This window comes from Martinezella sp. CNPSo 3732, assembly GCF_057784515.1.
In genome coordinates this window covers 397,101-423,076 of the sequence record NZ_JBXSOO010000002.1, presented here as the reverse complement: position 1 = coordinate 423,076, position 25,976 = coordinate 397,101, and the positions used below count along the sequence as shown (strand labels likewise).

The following is a 25,976-nucleotide window of genomic DNA, read 5'->3' as shown; positions in this document are numbered from 1 at the left end:
TAATTTTCGAGTTCGCGCAATGATATACCCCATCAAGTTTTGATTCGATGATTCTATACTTAGCTCTTAGTATGATTTTTATCAGCGGCATCGCGCGCTAGCTGTAATATTTTTCATCTCTTGTAGAATTATCCACTCTATTCATGGGGAAAAAAGAGATTGCGCGCGGCGTTTGCGCGGCGATTTTCGCACGCCCGGCAACACACGGCGCTGCAGGCGACACAGCCCTCTGTCGTTTTTAAGTAAGAAGTGTCTAATGCTACTCCCGCGTTCACAGGACATGCGATATTTGTTCGCGCTTCATACTCCAATAAATTAGTTATTTATAATTCTAGAAAGGGCGATTTGGAACATAACGAAAACCCCATTCTCGGCGCCCCTCATGACCGGAGCGAAGGGGAAGCCGTCAGAATGATCGATATTTCGTTGCTTTTCGATGTATTGCGGATCATATGGGGACCGCACTCCCACAAAATACCAAGCATTGCCATTACGCCTGCCAATTTCCGAGGTTTTCCGTGTCTCTCGACGTTATCGCGCTCGTTCTTTTCGGCGCCCTGCTGCACGCGACGTGGAATGCGATCATCAAGGCCGGAACCGACAAGTCGCTCGATGCGGCGCTGGTTTCGGCCGGCGGCGCGGTCGCGGCATTGCCCCTTCTACCGTTCCTTCCCCTGCCCGCCTCTGCGGCCTGGCCGTTCATCGGTGCCTCGGCCATCCTTCAATTCGCCTACTTCCAGTTGGTGGCGGCCGCTTATCGCGCCGGGGATATCGGGCTCGTCTATCCGCTGATGCGCGGTGTCGCGCCACTCATCATTGTCTCGACAAGCAGCTTCATCCTGAAGGAAACGCTTTCGGGCGGCGCATTGATCGGCACCATGACCATTTGTGCCGGCATATTGACGCTTGCCTTCGAGGCCCGAAAGGGCAGCCGCCGGGCGATCGTTCTCGCCCTCGCCAATGCCGTTGTCATCGCGACGTATACCTATGTCGATGGCATCGGCGCGCGGATATCGGGCAATTCGGTTTCCTATACTCTATGGATGGCGCTCCTGCCGCCCATCCTCCTATTCGCCTGGGCGATATCGCAACGCGGCCTTAATGCCGTCGCCGCCCACGTCCGCTACAACTGGTGGCGCGGGCTGATCGGCGGCGGCGGCTCGATCGCCTCCTACGGACTGGCATTGTGGGCGATGACGAAGGCGCCGGTCGCCATGGTCGCCGCCTTGCGCGAGACTTCGATCCTCTTCGCTTTGGTGATATCCGTCGTCGTTTTGAAAGAGCGATCCAGCAGCTGGCGGTATATTGCCGGCGCCATTATTGCTGGCGGAGTGCTGGTTTTGCGGCTGGGTTGATGATAAATTATGTGGTTTTATTTTACCATACAAGCAACATGTTGATTTTGCTTTATAATTTTTACAGCCTCCCCAATCAGACGATATTGACCCTGGCTCTTAATCGATCTATAAGCCGCCGCAGATTGCAGCCTTTCCGGGCTGCTTTCTTTTTGGCACCCATCCATGCGTGCCAAACCAAGCAACAAGAAACGCCCAGACGCCTTCGGGCCAAGGGTCCTAAAAGAGAGTATGCAACATGGCAACCTTCTCCCAGAAGCCTGCAGAGGTGGAGAAGAAGTGGGTTCTCATCGACGCCGAAGGGCTTGTCGTTGGCCGCCTCGCTTCTATCATCGCAATGCGTCTGCGCGGCAAGCATAAGGCTACCTTCACGCCGCACGTCGACGACGGCGACAACGTCATCGTCATCAATGCCGACAAGGTCGTCTTCACCGGCAAGAAGTACGAAGACAAGGTTTATTACTGGCACACCGGTTATGCCGGCGGTATCAAGGAGCGTACGGCTCGCCAGATCATCGAAGGCCGCTTCCCGGAGCGCGTCGTTGAGAAGGCCGTCGAGCGCATGGTTCCCCGCGGCCCGCTCGGCCGTCGCCAGATGAAGAACCTGCGCGTCTACGCCGGCTCCAACCATCCCCACGAAGCTCAGCAGCCGGTCGTCCTCGACGTCGCCAAGCTGAACAAGAAGAACGTAAGGAGCGCCTGATAATGGCTGACCTTTCCTCCCTGAAGGACCTCGGCACGACGTCGGAAGCAGCTGCTGCTCCGGTTCACGTCCGCAAGGTTGACTCGCTCGGCCGCTCCTACGCGACCGGCAAGCGCAAGGACGCCGTAGCCCGCGTTTGGGTCAAGGCCGGCTCCGGCAAGATCATCGTCAACGGCAAGGACTACACGGCTTACTTCGCCCGTCCGGTTCTGCAGATGATCCTGCGTCAGCCGATCGTCGCTGCTGCCCGTGACGGCCAGTTCGACATCATCGCAACCGTTGCCGGCGGCGGCCTCTCCGGCCAGGCCGGTGCCGTTCGTCACGGCCTGTCCAAGGCGATCACCTACTTCGAGCCGGGCCTGCGCTCCGTGCTGAAGAAGGGTGGCTTCCTGACCCGCGACAGCCGCGTTGTCGAACGTAAGAAGTACGGCCGTGCAAAGGCACGTCGTTCCTTCCAGTTCTCCAAGCGTTAATCGCTTATCCGAGATCGGATTATTGGAAAGGCCGGGGTTTCCCCGGCCTTTTTCTTTGCGGCATTGAAATGGTGCAGATTTGCCAAGGCAGGGAATGCTTTTTATGGCAAAGTCCTCCTACAAGCATCGGGGAATTGAATGCGCGGCCTCATCTTTTCGTTTCTGTTCTCGATCAGCATCGTCTCACCGGCTCTGTGCGACGACGCTCCGCCAGCCGATAAGGCCGCAGAAATGCAGAGCATGAAGGATTTTCTTCAGACAAACCCGGACTGTCGCGAATTCAACGACAGCTGCTCCTATTGTGTCGTGACCGATGGGCGGGCCGATTGCTCAACGCCGCAGATCGCCTGCGTGAAAAAGACGTATCAATGCACCGCTCGATCGGGCAAATAAGCATCGAACACGACCTATCTGCGATTCACAGAACGGAATTCCGTTCCATCCCGTGAGGCACGTCATGAGCACCAACAAGGCATCCCGCTTTGCGGCCACTCCCGAGCCGCCCTATTATATCGTCTCCTTCGCTTCGATCCGGACAGCCGGTGACAATGGCTATGGCGCCATGGGCGAACGCATGGAGGAAATGGCATTGGCGCAAGACGGCTGCCTTGGTCTTGAGAGTGCGAGAGGCGCCGACGGCTTCGGTATCACCAATTCCTTCTGGCGAGACGGGGAAAGCATTCTTGCCTGGAAGAACGTCGTCGCCCATCTGGCGGCGCAGAAACTAGGCCGCGAGCGCTGGTATGAGCAATATAAGGTTCGCATAGCGCGGGTAGAACGGGCTTATGATTTCCAGCTGCGCGAGGGAGACGCGTTTGCCGAGCACCTCGATTGATCACGCCTTCACTACCGTCAGCTTGACCTCGGCTGCCAGCGACCCGACCTTTGCCGGCGCGCTCTCATTCATGCGCCGCCGCTTCACCAAATCACTCGAAGGCGCCGATGCCGTGGTCTGGGGCATCCCCTTCGATGCCGCCACCTCGAACCGGCCGGGAACGCGCTTCGGGCCGCAGGCAATCCGCCGCGCCTCCGCAATCTTCGACAATGATCCGCAATATCCCTTCGAGCGCGATCTCTTCGCCGAGATGGCCGTCATCGACTACGGCGACTGCCTGCTCGATTACGGCAATCATCAGGATACGCCCGCTGCAATCGAAAGACAGGCGGCGACGATCCTCGACAGCGGCGCCTTCCTGCTGACGCTCGGTGGCGATCATTTCGTCACATGGCCGCTGTTGAAGGCGCATGCCGCCAAGCACGGGCCGCTTGCACTGGTGCAGTTCGATGCCCATCAGGATACCTGGTACGACGACGGCAAGCGTATCGACCACGGCTCCTTCGTTGCGCGCGCCGTACGCGACGGGCTGATCGACCCCGACCGCTCCATCCAGATCGGCATCCGCACGCATGCGCCTGACGATTTCGGCATCCAAATTCTGTATGGCCATCAGGTCGAGGACATGAACGCCGGCGAGATTGCTTCGACGATCATCTCGCATACCAAGGGCGCGCCGACCTATCTTACTTTCGATATCGACTGCCTCGATCCGGCCTTTGCTCCGGGCACGGGAACGCCGGTCGCCGGAGGTCCTTCCAGCGCCAAGATCCTGTCGGTGCTGCAGCGGCTGCATCAGCTGGATATCCGGGGCGCCGACGTCGTCGAAGTCTCCCCTGCCTACGACCACGCCGACATCACCGCCATTGCGGGGGCGACCGTGGCGATGTATATGCTCGGTCTCCACGCCGAACGACGTGCGAGCGGTCGTTGAGACATGATTTCGGGATAGGGAGGAAGGTTTTCGAAAGCCGCCCTACCGCTTCAGCAACGAGCGTTATGAAATTGAATCTACTGCATGGCAAACTGAGTCCGGAAATATCCGCAACCTATTGAAAGAGCAGGAATAAGATGGCACCGAAAATCTTCATCGATGGCGAACACGGAACCACGGGCTTGCAGATCCGCACGCGCATGGCCGACCGCCGCGATGTCGAACTGCTGTCCATTCCCGAAGCCGAACGCCGCAATGCCGCCATGCGCGAGGACATGCTGAACAGCGCCGATATCGCCATCCTCTGCCTGCCCGACGATGCGTCGAAGGACGCGGTGAAGATGGTGGCGGGCAACAACAATGTCCGCGTCATCGACACCTCGACGGCCTTCCGCATCCATCCCGACTGGGCCTACGGCTTTGCCGAGATGGACAGCAACCAGGGTAACAAGATCAGGGCGGCGCGTTTCGTCGCCAATCCCGGCTGTTATCCGACAGGCGCGATCGGTGTCATCCGGCCGTTGCGCGCCGCCGGCATCCTTCCGACGGGCTACCCCGTGACGGTCAATGCGGTCTCCGGCTATACCGGCGGCGGCAAGCAGATGATCGCCCAGATGGAAAATCCCGATCATCCGGATGCGATCGCCGCGCCGCATTTCCTTTATGGCCTGCCGCTGACCCACAAGCATGTGCCCGAGATGACCACCCACGGCCTGCTGGAGCGCGCACCGATCTTCTCGCCCTCTGTCGGACGCTTCCCCCAGGGCATGATCGTGCAGGTGCCGCTGCATCTCGGCGATCTCGCGGAAGGCGCGACGCTGGAGAGCATTCACGCCGCGCTCGTCGACCATTACACCGGCCAGGATATCGTTCAGGTCGTTTCGCTCGATGAGAGCCGCGCCCTGCCCCGTGTCAACGCCGTCGAGCTTGCCGGCAAGGACACGATGAAGCTCTTCGTCTTCGGCACGCCGGGCGGAGCGCAGGTCAACCTCGTTGCCCTGCTCGACAATCTCGGCAAGGGCGCATCGGGTGCAGCCGTACAGAACATGGACTTGATGCTGAGCGCGTAACTCAGTCCAACGCGGATTGAAATTCGATAGGCCCGGCCCGTTTATTCAGGCCGGGCCTTTTCACGTCAAAAGCAGTTTTGCGCAATTTAGGCTCCGCTGCCGTACTCGGCCTTATTTTTGCCGTTGCCCTAAATTAGCGGAACCTACACGGAAAAGTGAACAACCGTTGGGCTTGCGACCAATTGTCGGCCGGATTTGCTCTTTAACGGCTTTGCTGGCCCGAATAGGTGGGACGTTAAAAACCATCCCTTTTTCAATGAATATCCAAGAATGAGCCATCGTAAAGGAATTGGTTACCATAATTCGGCATGCTTCCAGACAGCCGGCAAGTTGGCGACCGAACGCGACACTTGCGTTAGGGCGCGTGTGCGTTCTTGAGCCGGCTTGGTGTCTGTGTAGTTTGGATAACGAGTATCATGGCGTTCGTAACCGAAACGTTCGGTAACTTCAATTCGCGCTCCGGCTACGCCTCGCGATCAAAAAAATCCCTCAGCATCCGTCCCGGCACCCTGGCCACCGGCGTCGCGGTCGCGGCTTTCGCCTGGGTGGCTGCAACGCTGATGACGACGCAATCGATGGTGCTGTCGCTTCCCGGCGCGGCGGCGCCGACCGATAATTTCCTGGCACCCCGCGCATCGGCATTCATCGTTCCGCAAAGCCATGTGGCGCGCCCTGCCCGTTATGCGAGTCAAACCACTTCGCTGCATGGGCAAAGCCGCTTCGGCAGCGTCGCCGCTGCGGAGGTTCAAACGAAAGCTGGCGGGACGGATGCGGTTCATGCGCAACTAGCATATGCACTCGCACAGCAGACATCCGATATGAAGCAAGCTCAGATTGCGGCCGCAAGCATCAAGAGCGGCCGTCTCGAAGTAGCTGCGGCTTCGCCTGAGACGATCGACCATCTGCGCAAGGTTATCGCGATCAATTTCGCAACCGCAGTGCAATCGCTAAGCCAGGCAAAATATGCGGCTGCCCTGATGCCGGCTGCAGGCCCCCTGAAAGCCACGGAGCAGCCGCCCGCGGTCGCTTCCGCGGCCCCGGAGATCAGCCTGCCCGCCATTGCGGAAGCAAAGCCGGTGCCTGCGAAAGACGCCGACATTGCGGTGGCGGAAGCTGTGCTGAACGTCATTCCCGTGGCCCGTCCCGCCCGAGAAACGCCCGTGCAACGCGCCGGCGCCACAAGCGCCATCGCCAGGGCAACGGGCAGCGAAACAACCACGCAACCGCCATCGCGCATGATGGCCTATGCCGATCCGGATGACAGCTCGGTCCGCAAGAATAAGCCGTTCATCAACCCGTTTGCCGCCATCAGCCCCGGCCCAGGCACTGCGATCTACGATATCGAAGCGAAGACCGTTTACCTGCCGAGCGGCGAACGCCTCGAGGCCCATTCCGGTCTCGGCCACATGCGTGACAATCCCCGCTATGTCGACCGCAAGAATACCGGGCCGACGCCGCCTGAAACTTATAACCTGACATATAGGGAAAGCCTGTTCCATGGCGTGCAGGCCCTGCGCCTGACACCCGCAAGCGGCGCCCGCGTCTATGGCCGCGACGGCCTGCTGGCTCACACATACATGCTCAGAGGCGGCCGCGGCGAATCGAATGGCTGCGTTGTCTTCAAGGATTACAACCGCTTCCTGGCTGCCTTCCGACGCGGCGAAATCAAGCGGTTGAAAGTCGTCTCGCGGATGTCGTCGGCTGCAAGCGTCGCTTCCGCGCGTTAGAGGGATTTGAGGCGCAAAGCGCCTCAATCTCTCACGACGATCGAGGTCTGGCGCGGCAGTTCACCATAGAAGCCGCGCCAATTGGCAATCGCGAAACCGAAGACGATCAGGGCGCCAGCCTGATGCGCCAGGGCCAAATGCAGCGGCACATGCAGCAGCAGCGTCGAAATGCCGAGGATCGCCTGGATCAGCACGAGCACGAAGAGAACGACGGACCGGCGCGCATGGGTCGTTTGCGCCGCCGCGCGTAGCGAGAGGATCATATTGATCGTGACCACCGCGAAGAGCGCATAGGCACCGAGACGGTGAACGAACTGGACCGTCTTCGGGTTCTCGAAGAAATTGACCCAGCCCGGCGACTGTATGAAGAGATCGCTGGGCACGACGGCACCATCCATCAGCGGCCAGGTATTGTAGCTGAGACCGGCGTCCAGCCCGGCGACGAGAGCACCGAGATAGATCTGGAACAAAGCCATGAAGACGATCAAACCGCCGAGTTTCGCCGAATGACGCGTTGGCGGCGGCTCGTTCGAATGCGGCGACAGAGCGCGCATGAACCACATGCAGGCGGCAAAGATCAGACAGGCGGTCACCAAATGTGTGGCAAGCCGATACTGGCTGACGTCGGTGCGTGCTTCTAATCCCGAGGAGACCATCCACCAGCCGATCGCACCCTGAAGGCCGCCGAGCAGGAAAATGCCGGCCAGCGGCAGCCAGAGCTTTCGCTCGACACGGCCAGTCAGAACGAAGAACAGCAACGGCAGGCCGAAGATGATGCCGATGGTGCGCGCCAGCAGGCGATGCGCCCATTCCCACCAGAAGATGCCCTTGAACTCCTCGACCGTCATATCCTTGTTCATGATCTGGAATTGCGGGATGCGCTTGTAGAGATCGAATTCGTCCTGCCATTCCTGTGCATTCAGCGGCGGGATGACGCCGTGGATCGGCTGCCATTGCGTGATCGACAGGCCGGAATTGGTGAGGCGCGTGGCACCTCCCACAAGCACGAGACCGAAGAGAACCAGAAGTACGCAAGCGAGCCAGATGCGTATGGCGCGGCGATTGCGGTCCTGACGGGCCACTTCCTTCAAAATAGCCTGTTCGGTCGTAAAATTAGTGGCAGCCATGGCTTCTCCCTTCGATCAGGCTGTTGATTTGCCCGATAGGGGCGTGCAAAACAAGTCCCGGGAGTTTGCGGCATGCCGTCGCGGCATGCTGTGATAATGAGGAGAAAACCCCGTGCCCCTTCGCCTGCGCAAATTCATTGGCATGATCCTGCTGGTGCTGCTGGTTGCAATCTATGCGATCGTTGCCATGATCGTTGCAGTGCGAACGCTTGCAGATCAACCCGGCTGGGTGCATTTCCTGTATTTCCTTTTCAGCGGCATCATCTGGGTGCTGCCGGCGATGGGCATCATCAAATGGATGGCCGGGCCACGCCCACAATGACGCTCGTCCCGGCACGATTTACGTTAGGCTAACCCTGATCCGCGCCCTATCCCGCATGACTGTCCCATCTTAAGCCAAAAATAAGCCGTTGCCCGCCAAACTGCGTCCGAATACCGCCGGAGCGGAGAAGACCGGATGCAGATCCAGACGCGAGATATCGCCCACATGGCCGCCCAAGCAGCGGACGAGCGGATTGCGTCCATCGACATGAAGCCCGCGGCCGCCGATCAACTGCGGATCGACATCTTCGACAGTATGGCACCGCTCGAAGCCGAATGGCGCGCACTGGAACGGGATGATCTCAACTCGCTGCACCAGAGCTATGACTGGTGCGCAGCTTGGGTGGAGAACCTCGAACGCCCTCTCGCCATCGTCAGGGGCTCCATCGAAGATCACGTCGCCTTCATCCTGCCACTTGAGATCATCCGCAGTCACCGGATAAGACGGGCCGAGTTCATCGGAGGCCACCATAACAATATCAACACGGGCCTGTTTTCAGCCCGGTTCCTGGCGAACGGAGAATTGACCGCCGTTCAGGCGAGCGCCATCTCGGCGGCTTTGCGCGGCAGGGTGGACGTCGTCATCCTGCGCAACGTCCCGCTCGAATGGCGCGGTCGCAAAAGCCCGCTCGCGCCGCTGACGTCGATCGAAAACCAGAACCATGCCTTTCAGATGCCCTTCCTCGGCAGTTTCGAAGCAAGTCTGAAGCAGGTGAATGCCAAGCGCCGCCGCAAGAAGTTCAAGCATCAAAGCAGGCTTCTCGATGCCAAGGGTGGCTACGAATATGTGATCGCCGGTCCTGATCGGCAGGACGCATTGCTCGATCGATTCTTCCAGCAGAAGGCAGTCCGCTTCAAGGATGCCGGCTTGCCCGATGCGTTCAAGGATGACCGGATCAAGGCCGCGCTGCACGCTATGTTGCACCGACGCCAAGACGATGGCATCGGCGCGACACTGCAGATACATGCGCTGCGCCTGAAAGGCGAGCATGAAGGCCATATTCCGGCAATCGCTGCCCTGTCCCGCAAGGGAGATCATGTCATCTGCCAGTTTGCCTCGATCGACGAGGCTCTGGTTGCGGAGGCAAGCCCCGGCGAATTGTTGTTCTGGCTGATGATCGAGCGGCTGCATCGCGAAGGCGTCGCGCTCTTCGATTTCGGTATCGGCGATCAGATCTACAAGCGTTCCTGGTGCTCGATGGAAACGGTACAGTATGACCTCTTCCTGCCGGTCTCAGGCATGGGGCGTCTTACGGCAACGTTGAACCGGATCATCACGCGTACGAAGATCGCGATCAAATCCAATCGCAAGCTCTATTCCTTCATCCAGCGTCTGCGGGCGCGACACGGAACCGGCGCCGCATCGGATGACGGAGGCGGTGACGCGGATTGATCAGGCAGCGTCCCGGCGCGTATCCGGATCATGCTCCTCGCGCCAGCCGGACATCAGAATGATGTGTTCGTAGCCGGCCTTCTGGAATTCCGTCATGGCAGCGATGAACTGGCTTTCGTCGGGTTCGGGCATGGAGAGGATGATTTCCGTCTCCTTGCTGCGCGTCAGCCGTGCGACGCCGGAGACTTCGGCCGCGCCACACTCCACCAGAACGATGTCATAGGCCGAACCCAGTGCGTCGAGGATCAGCGACAGACGGTCGGCGCCGCGCATGGCGCGGGCAAGGTCGCTCATGCCTTGCGGCACGAGATGGGCGTCCGACAGGCGATCCGGATGGATCGTATCGCCAAAGGCCGCTTCGCCGCACAGCAGGTCGGTTACGCCGGGAAGTTCGTCGTGCTCGGCCATGAGCCTGGAGGGACATCCGGTGCCGGTCATATCGACCAGCACGATACGGCTCCCTGCATCGGCAATGGTCCGCGCCAGCATGACGGTGGCGGTCGAGCCGTTGTCACCAGTCGGTGATATGGCGATCGCCAGCCGCGAGCCGCTATCGATCAGATAATCGGCGACGGATTGGATGGAGAAATCCTCCTCTTCCTCCGCGGCAGTCTGAGCAACCTGCTTCGGCCCGTGATCCGGAGCGATTGCGGTGTCCAAGGCGATTGCCTGCTCTGGAGCAGTTACGGTATCCGCAGCCCGAACCGGGATTTCCTCGACGGGGAGGGAGAGCATGCTTGCGGGCGTCTCGACGCTGCTCGCTCGCGCAACTGGCCGAACCGGAGCCGGTTCGGTGACGGGTTGAGTGCGCTGCGCCGTCTCCAGCGCGGCGGCATCTTCCTTGCGAACAAGCCCAACCGGACGCAAAGCGCGACCGCTGAACAGCTCCGCGAGCATGATAACGATGGCGGTGAGAATGAAAGTGGCAAGGGTAGCGACGACGACGATCGGACCGACCTTCGGGAAAGAGGGATCGACCGGCTCGACCGCTGTGGAAACGATGCGCGCATCGGCAGGGCTGGAATTCTTGTCGACGCGAGAGGCCGCCTCGCGATAACGGGCGAGATAGGTCTCGAGCAATTGCCGCTCGGCCGTAGCTTCACGCTCCAGGGCGTTGAGGCCGACTTCGTCCTCCCCTGCCCGGGCGCTGTCGGCCTTCAGCGTGTTCGATTGGGCGAGGAGTTGTTGCTCGCGCAGCTGCGCTACCTTTGCTTCGTTCTCGATGCTTGCCAGAATCCTCTGGGTCTCGCGATCGATCTGCTGACGGATATCGACGAGCTGCGCCCGCAGGCTCTTCAGCCGCGGATGCCCATCCATCAGTGTCGTGGAGAGATCCGAGATCTGCGACTCGAGATTCGACTGGGTCGCCTTCAGCCGCTGAATGGTCTGCGAGCCTGCGACGTCGGCAAGAGTATCGGTGGAGCGGCCGCTGGACAATGCGCTGCGCACCGCTTGCGCCCGCGCCTCGGCGTTGGCCTTGTCGCCACGCACCTGTGCCAGCTGCGTCGAAATATCCGCGAGCTGCTGCGTGGCGAAATTGTTGTTCTGACTGGTCTGGAGAAGACCGTTGGCGGAACGATAATCCGCAACCTTCTTTTCCGCCTCGCTGACCTTATCGCGCAGCTTGGCGATCTCCGGCTCTAGCCAGCGCGTCGCCTCGCTGTTGGAATCGAGCTTGGCGCCGCTTTGCATGGATAAATAGACTTGCGCCATGGCATTCGGCACGCTGGCGGCGAGATCCGGATTGCGGGACGTGAAGCTGATGCCGATGACGCGCGAGCTGTTGATCTGATAGACCTGCAGGCGGCTGTTGAAGGCGTCCAGCATCCGCTCTTCCGGGGCCTTGTCGGCCGCCGCCCGCTTCAGATGCAGCTTGATCAGAATATCAGAGAGCGCGGAGCCGTTGTTGCCGGCGGCGAATTCGGGACGATCGTAGAGCTTGAGATTGGTGATGACCTGCTTCACCAGATCCGCCGACTGCAGGATCTGCACCTGGCTGGCAATGTTCAGCTCGTCCAATAGAGGGCCGGCACCGGCATCGTTGCCCGATGTCGTCGCCGCAAAGGCGGGCGCACGCTGCTCGATGAGGATGCGGGCCTCGCTGCGATATTCCGGCGACATGACCTTGGCAATCGCGAGTGCCGCGCAGGCGCCGGCCAGCGTGATGGCAATGACGCGCACCCGCCGCTGCCATACAGCGCGAAAGAGCTGAGCGAGATCGATGTCCACATCCTGCTGGGTGCTGTTGACACCGGACATATACAAAACTCCGTAATAGAAAGCCGGAATTAATTGTAAACGACTATAGTAACCCAAGCGTTAATAGTATTTCGCCAGCATTATTTTTGGCATCGCTAATTTTTTCCTGGATTTTCATTTGCTCTTTACCGACCGTTAACCCTAACGGATCGATAACGACAGCAGTGTCCTTCCCTTTCCAATGAGCGCGAAATGCCCTTCGCAAAGCCAAAGATTGTCCTTGCACTCGGCATGGCTGCCGTGAGCGCCGCGCTCACCGGCTGCAATACCTATCAACCGGCACCCAAGGCCTTCAACGAGGCCACGATCCAGCCCTATACGCTTGATAGCGGCGACCGGTTGCGCGTGACCGTGTTCGACCAAGCCGGGCTGACCAACACCTATACGGTCGATCAGGCCGGCTATATCGCCTTCCCGCTGATCGGCCAGGTCGCTGCCCGCGGCAGGACCCTGCAGCAGCTCTCCGGCCAGATCGCGCAGAAGCTTCGCCAGGGATATATTCGCGATCCAGACGTCACCATCGACATCGACCGCTATCGCTCGGTCTATATTATGGGCGAAGTCGGCCAGCCGGGCCAATATTCCTATGTGCCGGGCATGACCATCCAGAATGCCATCGCGGTCGCAGGCGGGTTCACCAGCCGGGCCAACCAATCCAACGCGGATGTCACCCGCAAGATCAACGGTCATGTCATGACTGGACGGGTCGGCATCTCCGATCCGGTGCTGGCAGGCGACACCATCTACGTCAGAGAGCGGTTATTCTAACCGCGACCGCTCATGGCCCGACCGCTTCGTATTCTTCATTGCTTCAGATCGCCCGTCGGCGGCGTCTTCCGCCATGTCCGGGATTTGGCGGAGGAACAGAGCAAAGCGGGCCATGAAGTCGGCATCCTTTGCGACAGCCTGACGGGCGGCGAGCATGAGGATCGTCTGTTCGACGATATCGCGCCGTTCCTGGCTCTTGGCATCGTTCGTCTGCCGATCCGACGGCAAATTACCTTCTCGGATGCTGCTACACTTTGGAGAAGCTACAAGGAAATCAAGAGCTTGCGGCCGGATGTGCTGCACGGGCATGGCGCCAAGGGCGGCCTGCTTGCGCGCGTTCTCGGCTCGATACTGCGGGTCAACAGGTGTCGCGTAGCCCGCCTCTATACTGCGCATGGCGGAAGCCTGCATTTCTCGCGCGGCTCGTTCCAGGGCATGCTGGTGCACAGCCTGGAACGGGTGCTCGAGTTTCTCACCGACGGCCTGATCTTCATCTGCGATTTCGAACGCCGCACCTATGAAAGAAAGATCGGCAAGCCGCGCACCCGTTCGGTGATGATCTATAATGGCATCAGCGAAAGAGATTTTCGCACCATACCGACACGATCGGACTCCGTGCATTTCGTCTATATCGGCATGCTGCGGGACCTCAAAGGTCCCGATCTGTTCGTTGACGCCTTTGCGAAAACGGAGCGGCGGATCGGCAGGCCGCTTTCCGCGCTGATGATCGGCGACGGGCCGGACAGAGACAAATATCACCGGATGATGGTCGAGCGGGGCCTCGGTCACCGTATCGGTATGCTGCCGGCGATGCGCGTGCAGGAAGCCTTCACGGTATCACAGAACATCGTCGTCCCCTCGCGCGCCGAGGCCATGCCCTATATCGTTCTGGAAGCGCTCGCAGCCGGAAAGACCGTCATCGCCTCACGCGTCGGCGGCGTTGCGGAAGCACTTGGCGAAAACAGCCCCGCACTCGCCAAACCGGAAGATGCCGATGACCTCTCGCGCATCATGGCTGAAGCGATCACTGAACCGCTATGGGGTGCCAGCAACATGCCCGATATCGGGACGATACGATCGAATTTTTCGGCTTCGGCCATGGCGCGGGATACTTTGCGCCTGTATCAAAATATACTTGGTCTGAACAGCGACGGTTAGAATACAGCCAAGTGTTGTAAGTGTTTCTTAGCTGATATCTGATACGCGTTGTCTGGTAACGACCGGATAAGCTGCCATGAACACTACGGAAAAGTCCGAGCAATTCGACTTGGACAATCTTCGCAAGCAGGTTTCGGAAATCCGCACCCGCGGTGCCGGCGAGACTCATAGCGATCGTCCAGATGGCATGAATGCCTACGCACGGCAAATCGCCGAACAGCTTCGCGAAACCAACCAGTCTCCGGCGATCATCGTCGGACAATACCGGCTGTTCGAATTTCTGTCGCTACTCGCATTCGGACTTGCGATCCTCCTCTTCGGTACGTCGGACAATCATCCTTTCCTGTCGAAGACTGTGGTGACGATCGCCCTCTGCGGTCTTGCAATCGTCTTTCTGCAGATTGCGGATGCCTATCAGATACCGGTCTTGCGCTCGCCGCATCATTTCCTCCACCGGATTCTCGGGTCCTGGGGGGCCGCCTTTGCGGTCATGGTCATTGCCCTTCTGCCCTTCGACATTAACAATATCTACTCCCTTTCGCTCCTCAGCCTTTGGCTCGCGGCAGGCGCAGGGTTCCTTCTGGTGGCTCGCCTCCTGTTTGCCTACGGTATCCGCCACTGGGCTCGCAACGGCGTCATGGAGCGGCGCGCCGTCATCGTCGGCGGCGGCGAACCGGCAAAGGAACTCATCCGCGCGCTCGAGCATCAGCCCGACAACGATATCCGTATCTGCGGCATCTTCGACGATCGCGGCGAAAAGCGCTCGCCGGTCATGGTCGCCGGTTACCCGAAGCTGGGCACGGTATCGGAACTGGTCGAATTCGCCCGGCTCGTGCGCATAGACATGCTGATCATCGCCTTGCCGATCAGCGCCGAGGATCGCATTCTGCAATTGCTGAAAATGCTTTGGGTGCTGCCTGTCGACATTCGCCTGGCGGCCCATGCCAACAAGCTGCGCTTCCGCCCCCGCGCCTACTCACATGTCGGCGCCGTGCCGATGCTCGACATCTTCAACAAGCCCATCCGCGACTGGGATGGCGTTGCAAAACGCATCTTCGACATCTTCTTCAGCCTGGTCGCACTTGCTTTGCTCTGGCCGATCATGCTCGGTGCGGCAATTGCCGTGAAGACAACCTCAAGAGGGCCGGTCTTCTTCATGCAGAAGCGCCATGGCTTCAACAACGAGATCATCAACGTCTTCAAGTTCCGCTCGATGTACACCCACATGAGCGATCCGTCGGCACGCAATGCCGTAACTAAGAACGACCCGCGCGTGACCCCCGTCGGCCGCTTCATCCGCAAGACCTCGATCGACGAGTTGCCGCAGCTTTTCAACGTACTGCTCGGCAGCCTGTCGCTTGTGGGACCGCGCCCTCACGCCGTTCTAGCCGCAAGCCATAACCGTACCTATGCCGACGTCGTCGAAGGCTATTTCGCGCGCCATCGCGTGAAACCGGGCGTGACCGGCTGGGCGCAGATCAACGGCTGGCGCGGCGAGATCGACACCGATGACAAGATCAAGTTCCGCACGGCCTATGATCTTTACTATATCGAGAACTGGTCGCTGCTCTTCGATCTGAAGATCCTGTTCCTGACGCCGTTTCGTCTGCTCAATACGGAAAATGCCTATTGAGCGCGATCGACCTGCCATCGCCCCGCGTCGCGCAGCCGCAGCTTGCCGCCATGCGGCTGGTCGGTACGGCCAGCGTTGCCATCGGTGTGTTCCTGTCGGGCTTCGTCATCGCCGAGCCGGCGCCCTATGAGCTGTGGCTCGCTTTTCTGATCGGTACCTGGTTCATTCTCGGGCTGAAAATCTCGCGTAGCGTCGCGCCACTGCTGGCCCTGTTCCTGCTGTTCAATGTTGGTGGCATGCTCTCGATCACGCAGATGCACGATCTTGCTGCCGGCAACCACCTCGACGGCCCGATCTATATCGCCGTTTCCACCTTCCTGGCGCTGAGCTCCGTTTTCTATGCCACCATTACCGAAGACAACGAAAAGCGGCTGAAGCTGATCTTCAGTACCTGGGTCGTGGCAGCGCTGATCACCGCAAGCCTCGGCATCCTCGGCTACTTCCATGCCGTGCCGGGCTTCGACATCTTCACCCGCTATGACCGCGCCATGGGGGCGTTCCAGGACCCGAACGTCTTCGGCCCCTATCTCGTGGCGCCGAGCCTCTACCTCATGCACGGCCTGCTGATCGGCGACCTGAAGAAGGCGCCGATCATGGGCATCTGCCTGTTCGTGCTCGCCTTCGGCATTTTCCTGTCCTTCTCCCGCGCAGCCTGGGCTCTCTTCGCCTTCGCCTCAGCGATGCTGATCTTCTGCATGCTGTTGAAGCACCGTAGCAATACCTTCCGGCTGCGCATTCTGGTGATGTCGCTGGCGGCCATCATCCTCATGGTCGTGCTGCTCGTCGTCGCGCTGCAATTTCCGCAGGTCAGCGACCTGTTTTCGACGCGCCTGCAGCTGGTTCAGAGCTACGACGGAGGCCATCTCGGCCGCTTCGAACGCCATAGCATCGGCTTCCAAATGTCCATGGAACGGCCTTTCGGCATCGGGCCGCTGGTCTTCGGCCAGATCTTCCGCGAAGACGAACATAATACCTGGCTAAAGACGCTGACCACCTACGGCTGGATCGGCTTCGTAACGTGGATCAGCATGATCTGCTGGACCATCTATATCGGCTTCCGCAACCTCCTGAGAGAGCGACCCTGGCAGCCCTACCTGATGATCGCCTGGATCGTCATTCTCGGCCATGTCGGCATCGGCAACGTCATCGATACCGACCACTGGCGCCATTTCTACATGCTGATCGGAATCGTCTGGGGCTGCGGCGCCCTGGAGCAGAAGTTTCAGCGTGACTTGAACAAAAGGGAAGCTACATCGTGAACATTCGCACCAACGTCAAGCGCCTGTCGTTGCTGCAGGTTCTCGAGCCGAGCGGCGGTGGCTCCGGGCGACATTTTCTCGACCTATGCCGGGCCATGCAGCATCGCGGCCATTCCGTGACCGCTATCTATTCCCCAGTGCGCGCCGAGCCCGCTTTCGTCGCAGAGCTGGAAAATATCGGCCTGGACAATGTCATTCCGCTTGGCATGCGGCGCGCGCCCGGCCCCTGGGATCTGACGGCATGGTGGCAACTGCGCAAGATCGCGGCCACTCATGGGCCGTTCGATCTGATCCATGGCCATAGCTCGAAAGCCGGCGCGCTTACCCGCCTGCGGCTACCTGGGCGCCATGTCCCCGTTCTCTACACGCCGCATGCCTTCCGCACCATGGACCCGACGCTCGGTGCGAAAGGCCGCCTGATCTATGGCGGGATCGAGCGCCTTCTCGGGACATGGCTGACGGATCGCCTGGTCTGCGTTTCGCAGGATGAATATAATCACGCCCTGTCGCTCGGCATTCCGGAAAGACGCTTGCGTGTCGTCGTCAACGGCGTCAATGCGCCTCCGCTCAGCCAGCGAGCGGCCATCCGCAGACGCTACGGCATTCCTCAGGAAGCTTTGCTCTTCGGCTTCGTCGGCAGGATGACGCGGCAGAAGGCGCCCGAGCGCTTAGTCGCGGCTTTTGCGCGGATAGCAACCCAATTGCCGCAGGCCCATCTGCTGATGATCGGGATCGGTGAGCTGGCCGATGTCACAAGAGAAATGATCAAGGCGGCCGGGCTTGAAGATCGCGCCCGCATCGACGGCAGCGTGCCGGGTGTGACGGCCATCGACGCCTTCGATGTCGTCGTCATGCCAAGCCGCTACGAGGCGATGTCCTATGTGATGCTGGAAGCCGCAGCTGCGGGCAAGCCGCTGCTGCTCGCCGATGTCGGGGGCGCACGCACGGTGCTGGAGCACGGCAAGAACGGCTACATCGTGCCGAACAGCGATAATCCGGAAGCGTTAGCGGCCGCGATGGCTCGTTTTGCCGATCCGACGTTGCTGGCGAATTTTACCGCCGAAGCCCGCCGCCGCAAGGATGGCTATACGCTGGCCGGCATGGCTGATGCGACCGAGAAGATTTATCTCGACCTACTCGGCCACCCCGCCCCTGCCCCACTGGAGTTGATAGCAAATTCCACTTTGGACAATAAGCGTAAGGGCCGGGAGAAGAGCGCGGCGGCCCTTTAAACTCGCAGAGGATTTTCGTCGGAAATCGGTTCCGCTTTTCAAGCCGATGCGATAGACTTAACTCATGATTACTTCAGCACAATTGCGCGGCGCGCGCGCCATGCTCGGACTGACGGTGGAAACGCTTGCCAGGGAGAGCAAACTTCCGGTTTCGGCGATCGAAGCGCTGGAAACAGGGATCGGCTCAGCGGATATGAGGGCGCTTGCGACAGTTCGCTCCGTCCTCGAGAACCACGGCGTGCTTTTCCTCGCCGGCGGCAGTGACGGCACCGGCGGCCCCGGCATTCGCTTCAAGCATTGGTCCGAGAATGATGGCATTCGGCCTGAGAACCTGAATGCCACCAATGACGATTGATAGCTGATGCAGGGTAGCAATCTCCAGGAGCCGCTTCCTGCCTTTAAAGCCTTGCGCGATCTGCTTCAGGCCGCCAGCTTCCAGCCTTTGACAAGTTCTTCGGGCGCAGAGAGGGCTGCAGGCAGGATGTAGCGTTCGGTGTTGTTTGCCGGCTCCCAGCCTTCAACAATGGAGCCAACCGGCAGGCCATGCCCGAAATCGTTGAGCGTCACGAGCTCAAGGATCATATGGCCATAGTCGTCGCGCCATTCGCGCCGCTCGCCACCTTCGAAAAGGCGCAGCCGACCCTTTGTGCGCGGACGCTCGCGTGCGGTCAACCATTGCGCGACGGATGCCTCGGCATTGGCGAAGGACACCACATCATCGGCATCGCCATGCCAGATGGAGACAGCCGGATAGCGAGCAGCTTCGGGGGAAACTTCGCGAACGAGCTCGCCCCATTTTTCCGCCGGGCGGCTTGAGCCGCGTTTCATGACATCAAGTGCCGACATGGCATCGCGGGCAGCGCTGAAAGGCAGGCCGCCGATGATGGCGCCTGCGGCAAAGAGTTCCGGATAGGTCGCGAGCAATGCCGCTGCCATAGCGCCACCGGCCGAGAGGCCCATGACGAAAATCCTGCTGTCGTCGATTGCATGCAGGCGACGGCTGAAATCGATCATTTCTCTGATTGAGCCGAGTTCACCGCGATCACGCGTGACCATGCTCGGGCGAAACCAGTTGAAACAGAGATTCGGGTTGTTCGATGCCTTCTGTTCCGCATAAAGCACGGTAAATCCATGCTGGCGCGCAAGTGCCGTCCATCCGCTCGCGCGATCGAAATCCTCGGCATTCTGATGACAGCCGTGCAGGACAACGACGAGCGGCATCGGCCCCCTCACACCCGGCGGCACATATTCGAGCATGCGCAAATCGCCAGGATTGCGGCCGAACCACAAAACTTCCGTCAGCCGCTGCGGCAACGGGCGCGTGGGAACGCGACGGCGCGACGGCTGCGATTGCGGCTGCGTCATCGGAAATTTGAGCTGCGGCAGCTCGACGGAATCGACGAGCAAGCGGCGAAGCCGGCTCGGAACTTTAAAATTCATCATGGACCTTTCTATCCACGTCAGCCACGGCAGGTTTTTTCCTCCGCTGCGGGCTGGCGCGCACTGTTCCTTTCCAGAATCAGTGACATCGAGAAATCGAATCTCTTTGTGCAACGCAGCAAATATAGGGAGGCCGGTCCGCTTCGAACAGGCACAAAGCATCATTGCTGCTATGTGAAATCAGCTTAAATCGATTAGATTTTCGGCCATAAAAAAACGCAGTTGCGTCAGAAATAAGCCCGTGCGAGCGCGAGAAGTTTTGCGTCGTCCTTCACGCCCTGACGATAAAGCTGAATAATCAATGCGCCGAGGCGCTCTGCCTCAAGGCTGCGCGGGTCCATGCCGCGATCCTTGCAGACCGTGTCCAGTACCTTCTCGAGGCGATCCAGATCGTCTGAAAACAGCGGCAGATCTCGTGGATGGATAGGTGTGTCCAGCATTTGCGCGTCTCATAGTCCGTGGGCAGAAGCACGCAGTACCTCGCCGGCACCCGTTTTATTCCCGACGACAGGATTAGACTATGCGCCTTGCGTGTGGGGTTGGCAAGGAAGCATTTCGGGCGATGCATTTCTGATTCGCAAACTTTACGGAGATTCGATCGAGGGTACAATTTTAAGTTAATGCATCACCCAGCCTTTATCCGCATATGCAATAAGCGGGAAAAAACGGAGGCATAATGATGACCAAATTTCTGATACGGACGGCTCTCAGCTTGGCGCTTGCAGCAACGGCCCTGCCGGCCCTCGCACAGAATTTTTCGAATCTTCCGCTGCGCAACCCTCGTCAGCCGCCCGAAGGATATATTTCCGTGCAATCGGGAATATCGATCTCCTATCCCGTGGCGGACGGCGACAGCGAGGAGCAGCAGGAGAAGGCCTTGAAATCCTTCTATAAGATTGCCGCAAGCAGCTGCACCACCCTGCTCGACACCATCGCCGATGCCTGCGAGATAAGCGCTCTGTCGAGCAATACCTCGGTCAACAATCCAGACAATCGCGGCACGAGACTTTCCATTAACGGACAGGTGACGATGTCGGTGAAACTGAAGCCGCCGACAGCGGCCGCAAAATAGCTTTGCCCCATCGCAGTTCATGATCTCCGCGGAAGCCAACGGATCGGTAAGAAATGCCGGCGATAATCCCCCTCGCAATTGAGGGACGATACCATGGCGAAAGCGAAACGACGCACGCGGCGCAAGCCGCAGTCCAAGGCGGGCAATTCGATGTGGCTATGGGGCGTTGTCGGCCTGGCAACGGTAGCCGGCCTCTACGCCTATCAGCATCGCAAGGATATGCCGTCGATGCTGGCGCATGCCGGAGCAGCCGCCGGCATGCCGCATATGGCCCGGGAGACGCCCGTGCCGGCGGCAAAGCCGCAGATGAGGACGGCAGCAGTCACTTCGGAGCCGCGCGCGACATCCGCCCTGCCGGTGCCACCCGCTGCCGTTCCCGTGGCGATGCCGGTCAATAAGATACCGGTCGAACGGCCGATACCTAGCTTGCGTGCACAATCGGATGGTCGTTTCGTGCTGTGCGGCGCCGGATCCGGAACGAACTGCGTCGTCGACGGCAATACCTTCTGGCAGGATGGCATCCGGATTCAGTTGGCCGATATCGATGTGCCGGACGCCGGTGCCGCGCGCTGCCCCAGCGAAAGACAGAGGGGGGTGGCCGCGAAACTGCGCCTGCAGGCCATTCTCAACGATGGAAACTTCGTGCTTTCCGGCAGCAGCCGCCGCGACGACCCGAATGGGGGCAAGCTGCGCATTGCCATGCGCGCGGGGCGCTCGCTTGGCGATCAGATGGTGTCGGAAGGTCTAGCGCGTCGGTGGACCGGCCAGGCTACATCCTGGTGTAGCTGATTTTCAGAAATTCGATTGGGAGTTCAAGGAGATAAATGGTCGGGGCGACTGGACTCGAACCAGCGACCCCTTGACCCCCAGTCAAGTGCGCTACCGGGCTGCGCTACGCCCCGACCTGCCGAAACGGCTTGTTTCGTTTAGAGTTTAGCGTTTCCCGACGCAAGCGAAAAGTGTCGGCCTGCTCAGAAAAAATTGCCGTTCAACGGCACAGCTGCCTCGGTCCGCGGCTCGGCTGATAGGTGTTATCGGAGGCGCGATAAGAGCGGTAGCGGCTTGCGCAGTCACGCGCATGAGCGCCGTAATAGCTCTGTGAGCCTTGCCTGTTGAACAAAGTGCCGGTCACAAAAGATTTGAAGAGCACGCCGCTATCCGAATCGTCGTCATAATAGCTGTCCGAGCCATGCAGCCGATGGCCGCTGCCCCAACGATTATGGTGATGATGCCGATGGCCGTGGCCATGACCGTGATCGCGAACCTGGATGATGTCCGATCGTCCGGTTGCAGGCACTGTCAGGGTCGGCATGGTGAGGGCATTCGCCGGCATGATAGCACCCGCCGCCAGTATAAGACCAAAGCCTGCGGCAGTTATCGATCTCGCAATCGTAAACATATGCGACTCCTTCGAAATCCGGCGGCGCCATCAAGTAAATCCGCACAACAACCTTGCTGCCGAGCACGCCGTCATTATCTGTATATAGTGATTTGGAGCCACACTCATAGATGCCCTTCCGTCTTTATGTGCGACGGACTTCGCAAGACGGAAAGTGGGCGGAAAGTCAAAGCAATGAAGCCCTATGTAATGAGTCTCCTGTTGTGCCTATCGCTGCTCTCCGCGTGCAACACGACGGAATCGGTGCAGCCTATCCCGGGCAGCATCACCTATGGCGGCCAGCCGCATATGAAACTGACGAAATCGCCTCCCGGGTCGCAATTCCAGCATCACTTTACGAACCAGTGGGGCCAGGATGTTATCGAAACCTATATCGTCCAGCCGGACCGAAGCGTGAAGCTCGTCAACCGCCAGGAAATGAGCCCGCCAGATTAGAGCCTTCGCGCTTTTCCACGAATCGCGAAAACGCCCATCCCTTTGCCTTTTACGCAACTCCGGACGGAAAACCGTTGCAGTTTCCTGGACTTGCTCTTGAGGTTCGTTGGATCTGAAAACGAACACTCCGCCCGCATGAGCCGACGGAGTGTGATGTAATGCGGATAAAAGCCACGCTTACCAGCAGCGATAGCAGCGGCGATAATAGGGTCGGCCATAATAGCCGCGGTGATGATGATTATCGCTGACAGCGGCGCCGACGAGAACGCCACCGATGATGCCGGCAGCAGCCAGAGCGGCAGCCTGGTTTTCAGCCTGTTGCGCCTGGGCGCGATTGGACTGGTACGTCGCGCCGACGCAGCGATTGTAACGCTGCGTGCCCGGACGGAACCCCTGCGACTGGCAGGTCATTTCCGCATTCATCGCAGATTCCTGCGGTGTCTGACAGCTCGATAGAATGGTTGATATAGCGACAAGGCTCGCCGCCATCGTGGCACGTATGCGCATATTCCCTCCGGCAATTTAGGATACAACCCCGGGAAAGCGAAATACAGCCAAAGGTAAGCTTTGGCAACCAACCTTATCAAGCACCGCGCGAAATCCGTCAAACCGTGGCAAAACTGCACGCAAGGATGGTATCGTGCTTAACGGCCGGATAGCAGCTTAGTGCAAATGAAAAGACCCCGCTGATGACGGGGCCTTCATATCCGATTTGCGCGCCCGCACCCCGTCGAGAGCGCGGGCGCGTTTTCGATCAGAAGTTCCGTTCGAAACGAAGGATGCCGGCGACCGTATCATCCTTGATGTAGTCATAATGCACATAGGTGAGTTCCGGCTCGACCAGGAAATCCTTGACCGGATAGATCTTGAGGTTTGTGGTCGCCTCGAACATCTTAGACTCTGTATAGGCAAGCTGCAGGTTCCACTTCAGCTTGTCGTTGACCGGGACGCCAACGCCGGCCCAAAGCGCCCAGTCACCCCAGCCACATTTGGCCGCGTTGGTGCCGCTTGAGGTCGTGCAAGCTGAAATATCCTGGTTGGTGCCGGCATATTTGTTCAGCTTGTCGCCGTCGGTATTCCAGCCACCCATCAGAAAGGCTTCCACGCCGCCGAACTTGGCGTCGAGACGAGCCTTGATGGCACCTTCCTCAACAATGGAATCATAGCCGCCGACGACCTTGATGCCCCAGTTGCCGGCCTTGTAGCCGAGCCCGGCAACGACGTCGGGAGCATAGTGGTTGGATTTGTCGTCCGTCCACCAGCCTGCACCGTAAGAGGCTTCACCGTCGGAGGTGGAATTGGAGTCTTCCAGCGAGATCACAGCCGAGAAGCCATTGTCCGGCTCGTATTTATAGGTCAGCTGATTAAGTTCATACGGCCCGTCATAGATCACGTCGTCGTTGATGACATCGCCCGCATAGCCCACGTAAAGATTGTACTGAGAATCGAGTTTGCCGACTGTGAAGCCGCCGAGGCTGATATTGGCAAACAGCAGTTTGGAGGAGGTCGCGCCTCCATCATTCCACTCCCAGCGGAAGATGGTGTTGGTCTTCAATGGACCGTATTCGGTGTCGGTCGCCGTATCGACATTGAGCTCCACACGCTCATGCCAGAGCGTGCCGACTTTACTGCGCGGATTATAGGCGTCATACCACTCGCCTTCCGTGCGAACCTTTCCGCCGACTTTCAGGCAGGTTTCAGTACCGGGAATGTAGAAATAGCCTGTGCCGTATCCATCGCAGATACGGACATATTCAAGCGGTTCGGGTTCCGCAGCGACAATAGCGTCGGCGGCATGGGCGGCGCTCGCCGCGACAATGGCAGCGGCGGAGCCAAGAAGAAGGCTCTTGATGTTCATGGTGTCTCCATTCGACTATCCGTCAGAGATGGAGTCTCCCGGCAGACAACAGCGTGCCCCTCCATAGCCTGACTGTTCCCCTCAAACAGGGCGAAGCAATAAGCTTCGCCGTCAAACTGAACCCGTGAGCTTGTCCCAGCAAGTTAATAAGGCTGCCGAACTAATTCCTGCAACGCAGAAGAGTAGCGGACGTGACAAAAATGTCACGCGCCTGCCGCAATGACAAAACGGACACGACACACGCGCTGGAGCGAATGCATACCACAGTTGTACACTTGCGAAACACAATGCTTTGGCCACAATCCCCAACACGTGCGGCCCCAACGCGTGCGGGCAGCCTTATCGCACCTGATCGAGGAGACGCTTGCATTCCAGAAGATCGTAAAGCGTCTCCTGAAGCAAAGCGCGATCCTCCTTGCCGACACTCGATTTGCCGATGGAGACATCAGGCACGCCGTCGTCACCGCTGACGAAATTGAAGAAACGGCGGCTGATCGGCGCCTTGGCGCGGCCGACAATCTGGTCTTCGTCAGAATTGGCAGAGGCCACGCGGGGCTCCACGGCGGCGGGCTCTTGAGCTGCCGCGAGCGCTTCCACACTGGCCAGATCGCCATGCCCGACGGCGACGACGAACTTGTTGCCGTTGGTCTTCAGGAGCTTCTGAACACCCTTGATCGTATAACCGTGATCGTAGAGCAGATGGCGGATACCATTCAGCAGGTCGACATCCTCGGGGCGATAATAGCGCCGGCCGCCACCCCGCTTCATCGGCTTTATCTGCGGAAACCGGGTCTCCCAGAACCGTAGGACATGCTGCGGCAGATCAAGGTCTTCCGCGACTTCGCTGATCGTGCGAAATGCATCCGGGCTCTTGTCCATCATCATACTCCCACACTGCGCATACGGCGCCGTTTGGCCGGATCACGCAAAAGCGGATGTCGGCATTCGTATCACTCCATGATACGACTCACCATATTTCAACGGTTTGGCGGTAGAAATTCAAGTCACATCTTCAGCCGCTGCACAGGCTGGCGACAAATCAGCACAAAAGATGCTCCGGAGCGACCGCACGGCAAAGCGTGCGGCCGAACGAAAACAGAAATCACAAGGATGGATCAGGAGGCGGGATTTACCGGCTTGGCCTTCGCCTTGCGGCTCGCATGTGCTTTCAGAATGCGGGTCTTGAGGACGTTCGACGCCTTGAAGGTCATGACACGCCGCGGAGAGATCGGCACTTCCTCGCCGGTCTTCGGATTGCGGCCAATGCGCTCATTCTTGTCACGCACCTGGAATGTCGCAAACGAGGAGAGCTTTACCGTTTCTCCACGCACGATGGCGTTGCAAATTTCATCGATCACAGTCTCGACGAGCTCAGCCGACTCCGTTCTGGAGAGACCAACTTTCCGGAATACCGATTCCGCCAGGTCTGCGCGCGTCACTGTCTTGCCCGTCATAGCTCCCCGCCCATATTGCTGCGTAATCTTCTTCAGGTTTTGCGAGACTATTGCCGTTGCGCCGAACGGTC

The 25,976-nt window shown here is 59.2% G+C and carries 27 protein-coding genes and 1 tRNA gene; 18 read left to right on the top strand and 10 right to left on the bottom strand.

Going from position 1 to position 25,976, the window contains the following annotated elements; genetic code table 11:
* Positions 1–518 precede the first annotated feature (518 nt).
* The 7 genes from AC13RM_RS06930 (at position 519) to AC13RM_RS06900 (ending at position 7,097) form a co-directional block, all read left to right on the top strand.
* Positions 519–1,355 carry an EamA family transporter gene (locus AC13RM_RS06930; RefSeq protein WP_285174106.1) on the top strand — a complete coding sequence of 279 codons (837 nt, stop codon included), beginning with the start codon at positions 519–521 and terminating at the stop codon, positions 1,353–1,355.
* A gap of 238 nt (positions 1,356–1,593) precedes the next feature.
* The gene (gene rplM / locus AC13RM_RS06925; protein WP_004122374.1) at positions 1,594–2,058 is read left to right on the top strand and encodes a 50S ribosomal protein L13; all 465 of its coding nucleotides are present in this window, start codon (positions 1,594–1,596) and stop codon (positions 2,056–2,058) included.
* 2 nt (positions 2,059–2,060) lie between these two features.
* Positions 2,061–2,531 (top strand): 30S ribosomal protein S9, encoded by a 471-nt coding sequence (rpsI, locus tag AC13RM_RS06920; protein WP_075852256.1) that lies wholly within the window; start codon positions 2,061–2,063, stop codon positions 2,529–2,531.
* Positions 2,532–2,988: 457 nt separating this feature from the next.
* The gene (locus tag AC13RM_RS06915; RefSeq protein ID WP_285174103.1) at positions 2,989–3,366 is read left to right on the top strand and encodes an antibiotic biosynthesis monooxygenase family protein; all 378 of its coding nucleotides are present in this window, start codon (positions 2,989–2,991) and stop codon (positions 3,364–3,366) included.
* On the top strand, positions 3,347–4,300 hold the full coding sequence (gene speB, locus AC13RM_RS06910) for an agmatinase (RefSeq protein ID WP_285174102.1): 954 nt from the start codon (positions 3,347–3,349) through the stop codon (positions 4,298–4,300). The genes AC13RM_RS06915 and speB overlap by 20 nt, the downstream gene beginning before the upstream one ends.
* A 137-nt stretch (positions 4,301–4,437) precedes the next feature.
* Positions 4,438–5,370 carry an N-acetyl-gamma-glutamyl-phosphate reductase gene (gene argC, locus AC13RM_RS06905; RefSeq protein WP_488554728.1) on the top strand — a complete coding sequence of 311 codons (933 nt, stop codon included), beginning with the start codon at positions 4,438–4,440 and terminating at the stop codon, positions 5,368–5,370.
* A gap of 416 nt (positions 5,371–5,786) precedes the next feature.
* The gene (locus tag AC13RM_RS06900; RefSeq protein ID WP_488554727.1) at positions 5,787–7,097 is read left to right on the top strand and encodes a DUF2778 domain-containing protein; all 1,311 of its coding nucleotides are present in this window, start codon (positions 5,787–5,789) and stop codon (positions 7,095–7,097) included.
* Positions 7,098–7,120: 23 nt separating this feature from the next.
* Here the strand turns inward: AC13RM_RS06900 and AC13RM_RS06895 are convergent, their stop codons facing one another.
* Positions 7,121–8,224 (bottom strand): COX15/CtaA family protein, encoded by a 1,104-nt coding sequence (locus AC13RM_RS06895; protein ID WP_488554726.1) that lies wholly within the window; start codon positions 8,222–8,224, stop codon positions 7,121–7,123.
* 112 nt (positions 8,225–8,336) lie between these two features.
* Between AC13RM_RS06895 and AC13RM_RS06890 the strand changes: the two genes are divergently transcribed.
* A complete protein-coding gene (locus tag AC13RM_RS06890; RefSeq protein WP_069616272.1) occupies positions 8,337–8,546 on the top strand; it encodes a DUF2842 domain-containing protein in 210 nt (69 codons plus the stop codon).
* 135 nt (positions 8,547–8,681) lie between these two features.
* On the top strand, positions 8,682–9,938 hold the full coding sequence (locus AC13RM_RS06885; RefSeq protein ID WP_374816866.1) for a GNAT family N-acetyltransferase: 1,257 nt from the start codon (positions 8,682–8,684) through the stop codon (positions 9,936–9,938).
* On the opposite strand, the gene AC13RM_RS06880 is transcribed toward AC13RM_RS06885, so the two are convergent.
* Positions 9,939–12,197, bottom strand: coding sequence for a GumC family protein (locus AC13RM_RS06880; protein ID WP_488554725.1), 2,259 nt, complete (start codon positions 12,195–12,197; stop codon positions 9,939–9,941). It abuts the gene before it with no gap.
* A 192-nt stretch (positions 12,198–12,389) separates the two neighbouring features.
* Here AC13RM_RS06880 and AC13RM_RS06875 point away from each other — a divergent pair, with 192 nt between their 5' ends.
* The 6 genes from AC13RM_RS06875 (at position 12,390) to AC13RM_RS06850 (ending at position 18,602) form a co-directional block, all read left to right on the top strand.
* Entirely contained in the window at positions 12,390–12,965 is a 576-nt protein-coding gene (locus AC13RM_RS06875) for a polysaccharide biosynthesis/export family protein (RefSeq protein WP_112337566.1), read from the top strand.
* Positions 12,966–12,977: 12 nt separating this feature from the next.
* Complete coding sequence (locus tag AC13RM_RS06870) at positions 12,978–14,123, top strand: glycosyltransferase family 4 protein (RefSeq protein WP_488554724.1); 1,146 nt, start codon at positions 12,978–12,980, stop codon at positions 14,121–14,123.
* Positions 14,124–14,199: 76 nt separating this feature from the next.
* Positions 14,200–15,756 (top strand): undecaprenyl-phosphate glucose phosphotransferase, encoded by a 1,557-nt coding sequence (locus tag AC13RM_RS06865; RefSeq protein ID WP_440479085.1) that lies wholly within the window; start codon positions 14,200–14,202, stop codon positions 15,754–15,756.
* The gene (locus AC13RM_RS06860; protein WP_440479084.1) at positions 15,753–17,015 is read left to right on the top strand and encodes an O-antigen ligase family protein; all 1,263 of its coding nucleotides are present in this window, start codon (positions 15,753–15,755) and stop codon (positions 17,013–17,015) included. The genes AC13RM_RS06865 and AC13RM_RS06860 overlap by 4 nt, the downstream gene beginning before the upstream one ends.
* Positions 17,012–18,247: a glycosyltransferase family 4 protein gene (locus tag AC13RM_RS06855; RefSeq protein WP_488554723.1), complete on the top strand. Its 1,236-nt coding sequence runs from the start codon at positions 17,012–17,014 to the stop codon at positions 18,245–18,247. Before AC13RM_RS06860 ends, AC13RM_RS06855 begins: the two co-directional genes overlap by 4 nt.
* Before the next feature lie 64 nt (positions 18,248–18,311).
* Positions 18,312–18,602, top strand: a complete 291-nt coding sequence (locus tag AC13RM_RS06850; protein WP_440479083.1) for a helix-turn-helix domain-containing protein — start codon at positions 18,312–18,314, stop codon at positions 18,600–18,602.
* Between the two features lie 65 nt (positions 18,603–18,667).
* Here AC13RM_RS06850 and AC13RM_RS06845 read toward each other — a convergent pair whose 3' ends face one another.
* Both AC13RM_RS06845 and AC13RM_RS06840 read right to left on the bottom strand, forming a co-directional pair.
* Positions 18,668–19,690 carry an extracellular catalytic domain type 1 short-chain-length polyhydroxyalkanoate depolymerase gene (locus tag AC13RM_RS06845; RefSeq protein ID WP_440479082.1) on the bottom strand — a complete coding sequence of 341 codons (1,023 nt, stop codon included), beginning with the start codon at positions 19,688–19,690 and terminating at the stop codon, positions 18,668–18,670.
* Positions 19,691–19,914: 224 nt separating this feature from the next.
* Complete coding sequence (locus AC13RM_RS06840) at positions 19,915–20,127, bottom strand: hypothetical protein (RefSeq protein WP_113229617.1); 213 nt, start codon at positions 20,125–20,127, stop codon at positions 19,915–19,917.
* Between the two features lie 239 nt (positions 20,128–20,366).
* Here AC13RM_RS06840 and AC13RM_RS06835 point away from each other — a divergent pair, with 239 nt between their 5' ends.
* Positions 20,367–20,759, top strand: a complete 393-nt coding sequence (locus AC13RM_RS06835) for a hypothetical protein (protein ID WP_440479081.1) — start codon at positions 20,367–20,369, stop codon at positions 20,757–20,759.
* A gap of 93 nt (positions 20,760–20,852) precedes the next feature.
* A complete protein-coding gene (locus AC13RM_RS06830) occupies positions 20,853–21,548 on the top strand; it encodes a thermonuclease family protein (RefSeq protein WP_374816858.1) in 696 nt (231 codons plus the stop codon).
* 36 nt (positions 21,549–21,584) lie between these two features.
* On the opposite strand, the gene AC13RM_RS06825 is transcribed toward AC13RM_RS06830, so the two are convergent.
* Positions 21,585–21,661 (bottom strand) — tRNA-Pro (locus AC13RM_RS06825).
* A gap of 86 nt (positions 21,662–21,747) precedes the next feature.
* Positions 21,748–22,158 (bottom strand): BA14K family protein, encoded by a 411-nt coding sequence (locus AC13RM_RS06820; protein ID WP_285174065.1) that lies wholly within the window; start codon positions 22,156–22,158, stop codon positions 21,748–21,750.
* 174 nt (positions 22,159–22,332) lie between these two features.
* On the opposite strand from AC13RM_RS06820, the gene AC13RM_RS06815 reads away from it, so the two are divergent.
* Positions 22,333–22,593: a hypothetical protein gene (locus tag AC13RM_RS06815; RefSeq protein WP_374816857.1), complete on the top strand. Its 261-nt coding sequence runs from the start codon at positions 22,333–22,335 to the stop codon at positions 22,591–22,593.
* 177 nt (positions 22,594–22,770) lie between these two features.
* Here AC13RM_RS06815 and AC13RM_RS06810 read toward each other — a convergent pair whose 3' ends face one another.
* The 4 genes from AC13RM_RS06810 to AC13RM_RS06795 form a co-directional block, all read right to left on the bottom strand.
* Entirely contained in the window at positions 22,771–23,100 is a 330-nt protein-coding gene (locus AC13RM_RS06810) for a hypothetical protein (protein WP_069616257.1), read from the bottom strand.
* 247 nt (positions 23,101–23,347) lie between these two features.
* Positions 23,348–24,451, bottom strand: a complete 1,104-nt coding sequence (locus AC13RM_RS06805; RefSeq protein ID WP_285173340.1) for a porin — start codon at positions 24,449–24,451, stop codon at positions 23,348–23,350.
* Positions 24,452–24,790: 339 nt separating this feature from the next.
* Complete coding sequence (locus tag AC13RM_RS06800) at positions 24,791–25,336, bottom strand: MerR family transcriptional regulator (RefSeq protein ID WP_113229611.1); 546 nt, start codon at positions 25,334–25,336, stop codon at positions 24,791–24,793.
* A gap of 230 nt (positions 25,337–25,566) precedes the next feature.
* The gene (locus AC13RM_RS06795) at positions 25,567–25,905 is read right to left on the bottom strand and encodes an integration host factor subunit alpha (protein WP_069616254.1); all 339 of its coding nucleotides are present in this window, start codon (positions 25,903–25,905) and stop codon (positions 25,567–25,569) included.
* Between the last annotated feature and the right edge of the window lie 71 nt (positions 25,906–25,976).

Coding starts and splice junctions, on each gene's coding strand:
- rplM (WP_004122374.1), top strand. CDS start 1,594: ATGGCAACCTTCTCCCAGAAGCCTGCAGAGGTGGAGAAGAAGTGGGTT.
- rpsI (WP_075852256.1), top strand. CDS start 2,061: ATGGCTGACCTTTCCTCCCTGAAGGACCTCGGCACGACGTCGGAAGCA.
- AC13RM_RS06915 (WP_285174103.1), top strand. CDS start 2,989: ATGAGCACCAACAAGGCATCCCGCTTTGCGGCCACTCCCGAGCCGCCC.
- argC (WP_488554728.1), top strand. CDS start 4,438: ATGGCACCGAAAATCTTCATCGATGGCGAACACGGAACCACGGGCTTG.
- AC13RM_RS06900 (WP_488554727.1), top strand. CDS start 5,787: ATGGCGTTCGTAACCGAAACGTTCGGTAACTTCAATTCGCGCTCCGGC.
- AC13RM_RS06895 (WP_488554726.1), bottom strand. CDS start 8,224: ATGGCTGCCACTAATTTTACGACCGAACAGGCTATTTTGAAGGAAGTG.
- AC13RM_RS06885 (WP_374816866.1), top strand. CDS start 8,682: ATGCAGATCCAGACGCGAGATATCGCCCACATGGCCGCCCAAGCAGCG.
- AC13RM_RS06880 (WP_488554725.1), bottom strand. CDS start 12,197: ATGTCCGGTGTCAACAGCACCCAGCAGGATGTGGACATCGATCTCGCT.
- AC13RM_RS06875 (WP_112337566.1), top strand. CDS start 12,390: ATGCCCTTCGCAAAGCCAAAGATTGTCCTTGCACTCGGCATGGCTGCC.
- AC13RM_RS06870 (WP_488554724.1), top strand. CDS start 12,978: ATGGCCCGACCGCTTCGTATTCTTCATTGCTTCAGATCGCCCGTCGGC.
- AC13RM_RS06865 (WP_440479085.1), top strand. CDS start 14,200: ATGAACACTACGGAAAAGTCCGAGCAATTCGACTTGGACAATCTTCGC.
- AC13RM_RS06850 (WP_440479083.1), top strand. CDS start 18,312: ATGATTACTTCAGCACAATTGCGCGGCGCGCGCGCCATGCTCGGACTG.
- AC13RM_RS06845 (WP_440479082.1), bottom strand. CDS start 19,690: ATGATGAATTTTAAAGTTCCGAGCCGGCTTCGCCGCTTGCTCGTCGAT.
- AC13RM_RS06840 (WP_113229617.1), bottom strand. CDS start 20,127: ATGCTGGACACACCTATCCATCCACGAGATCTGCCGCTGTTTTCAGAC.
- AC13RM_RS06835 (WP_440479081.1), top strand. CDS start 20,367: ATGACCAAATTTCTGATACGGACGGCTCTCAGCTTGGCGCTTGCAGCA.
- AC13RM_RS06830 (WP_374816858.1), top strand. CDS start 20,853: ATGGCGAAAGCGAAACGACGCACGCGGCGCAAGCCGCAGTCCAAGGCG.
- AC13RM_RS06820 (WP_285174065.1), bottom strand. CDS start 22,158: ATGTTTACGATTGCGAGATCGATAACTGCCGCAGGCTTTGGTCTTATA.
- AC13RM_RS06815 (WP_374816857.1), top strand. CDS start 22,333: ATGAAGCCCTATGTAATGAGTCTCCTGTTGTGCCTATCGCTGCTCTCC.
- AC13RM_RS06810 (WP_069616257.1), bottom strand. CDS start 23,100: ATGCGCATACGTGCCACGATGGCGGCGAGCCTTGTCGCTATATCAACC.
- AC13RM_RS06805 (WP_285173340.1), bottom strand. CDS start 24,451: ATGAACATCAAGAGCCTTCTTCTTGGCTCCGCCGCTGCCATTGTCGCG.
- AC13RM_RS06800 (WP_113229611.1), bottom strand. CDS start 25,336: ATGATGATGGACAAGAGCCCGGATGCATTTCGCACGATCAGCGAAGTC.
- AC13RM_RS06795 (WP_069616254.1), bottom strand. CDS start 25,905: ATGACGGGCAAGACAGTGACGCGCGCAGACCTGGCGGAATCGGTATTC.